The organism is Shigella sp. FC1567 (assembly GCF_001743015.1).
In the GTDB taxonomy this organism is placed as follows: Bacteria; Pseudomonadota; Gammaproteobacteria; order Enterobacterales; family Enterobacteriaceae; genus Escherichia; species Escherichia coli.
The window spans coordinates 1-1,884 of sequence record NZ_MIIV01000236.1 but is presented as its reverse complement, the minus strand read 5'-3'; the positions used below and the strand labels follow the sequence as shown (position 1 = coordinate 1,884).

The 1,884-nt window shown below is 40.6% G+C and carries 1 protein-coding gene and 4 pseudogenes; 4 read left to right on the top strand and 1 reads right to left on the bottom strand.

Annotation, left to right across the window (positions count from 1 at the left end):
- Positions 1-87: 87 nt before the first annotated feature.
- The 3 genes and pseudogenes from BHE85_RS14440 to BHE85_RS14435 form a co-directional block, all read left to right on the top strand.
- Positions 88-334: pseudogene (locus BHE85_RS14440) on the top strand (ATP-binding protein); the annotation flags it as partial.
- 113 nt (positions 335-447) lie between these two features.
- A pseudogene (locus BHE85_RS27530) lies at positions 448-706 on the top strand (integrase core domain-containing protein); the annotation flags it as partial.
- 48 nt (positions 707-754) lie between these two features.
- Complete coding sequence (locus tag BHE85_RS14435) at positions 755-1,333, top strand: hypothetical protein (protein WP_000868561.1); 579 nt, start codon at positions 755-757, stop codon at positions 1,331-1,333.
- A gap of 108 nt (positions 1,334-1,441) precedes the next feature.
- On the opposite strand, the pseudogene BHE85_RS14430 reads toward BHE85_RS14435, so the two are convergent.
- Positions 1,442-1,673: pseudogene (locus tag BHE85_RS14430) on the bottom strand (IS1 family transposase); the annotation flags it as partial.
- A gap of 10 nt (positions 1,674-1,683) precedes the next feature.
- Here BHE85_RS14430 and BHE85_RS14425 point away from each other — a divergent pair.
- Positions 1,684-1,884, top strand: a pseudogene (locus tag BHE85_RS14425) (transposase); the annotation flags it as partial.

Sequence of the window (1,884 nt, the reverse complement as noted above, 5' to 3'; positions counted from 1 at the left end):
AAGTGTCTATACCGATTACTTGATGATCAGGTTGTGTTGAATAAACGCGCATTCTTCGGTGCTTTTTTAATCTTTTGGGGATTTAAATTCCTATCGATGAACTGTCGATATGAAAAAGCGAGCATCATACTGACGTCAAACAAAGGGGTCGCAGACTGGGGAGAAATGTTCGGAGATCACGTGCTGGCAACAGCGATCCTAGATCGGCTGCTACACGCTGAATATCAAAGGAGAGAGTTACCGGTTAAAAGAGAAACGTAAAGCTGGAGTGCTGACCAAAAACACAACGCCAATCAGTGATGATGAAATGGTGGAAAACGGACAGCATCAGTAACGAAAGTATCTTAGCAGGCATGAAAATCGTCCGCATCCCCTAAACGGTCAAAATGCTTCTGCCGTGAAGGAGGGAGAATGCCATCTCATCACTTATATCTGGCGAATGAAACACAGATGGTCGGCCTTGCCCCCAAACACACGGCGGTGCAAAATGGAATGGCAGAAAACTTCGTCAAAACGATGAAATATGATTAAATCAGTGTTATGTTCGAACCTGACGTGTTAACAGCAGTAAAGTAGTCTCGCGAAGGTGTTCAAACATTATAATGAATGGCATCCTCATAGTGCGCAGGGTTATCGCTTGCTGCGGAAATATCTGAAGCGACGTACCAGTAATGGGGAAAATGATAGCTGGTTTCTGAAAATATAGAGGAAAATGTGATATATATATCCTGTTAATATTTAAGGAGAATATAAAATGAAAGTCTCGTTTAAGTCTTTAGGCTATATTTTTCATGATATATATAATAAAAAACACACTATCGATGAGTTCAACGATGTGGTAAGAAAAGCAGTTTTATCAGGTAAAATTAACGAGCTGAATGCATGTCATAAAGTGGCAATTTTTCTTGCCGAAAAAGACAATGAGATAACAAAGAAAGACAAAGCCAAGATAATAGATACATTAACTGAAAACTATTCCATTGAATTTCAACAATTAATGAATATTAGTGAGCGCACGTTAAATTCATCTTTATATATTACTCCTGGTGAAAGTGGTTTTGTCAGTTTTGTTAATCGTGAAGGAAAAATATGTCATACTGCATATGTAAAATCATCAGATAATAGCATGGCATATTACCATGCAAATTATAGCAGCATTGACAAATATATTACGGATATGTGCGGCCTTATTTGTATGAGGCATATTGAGTCTACTTGCATTATTTTTTATATGCTTGATGAAAAAGTTTTATCTGCCATTGCTGAATTTATGAATGAAAAAGGATGGCGGGCTGCGTTTTGTTCAGCAAAGAACTTATATAAATGTGTTTAATTTTAGAAAAACTATTTGGTAAAATCCAACAAGAGTCGAGAGGTTCGCGTTGCTTCAGCAGGGCCTCAGCCTGTTCAACCAGACTCAGTTGCAGGTCGTGACGCAGATTTAGTGGTGGTGGTTGATTGTCAGATACCAGCCGATGATCTTATAGTGCATATCATCAGACTTTGAGAAGCATATGGTTTTGCGGGTAAGCCGCTTAAGATGTGTCCGCAGGTTCAGATTATGTCGCTCTATCCGCTGAGTGCATTTCTTGCTTATAACATGACTGGTTGAGGACAATAAAGTTCGGTATACCGGCTCAGGCATCGGTCATGTAGAAGGCAATGCTAAACTGGCTCAGCAAACTAAGAGCAGCGCGCATCCACTTACCCAATGCGGTTGAGAAAATAGCCTTCGATCGCTTTCATGTGGCGAAACAACCGGGTGAGGTGGTGGATAAAACCCGCCAGAATGAACATCCGCATCTTCCTGTTGAAAGTCGTCGTCAGGCAAAGGGAACTCGCTTCCTGTGGCAGCACAGCGATAAATGGATGACCGAATCCAGG

Coding starts and splice junctions, on each gene's coding strand:
- BHE85_RS14435 (WP_000868561.1), top strand. CDS start 755: ATGAAAGTCTCGTTTAAGTCTTTAGGCTATATTTTTCATGATATATAT.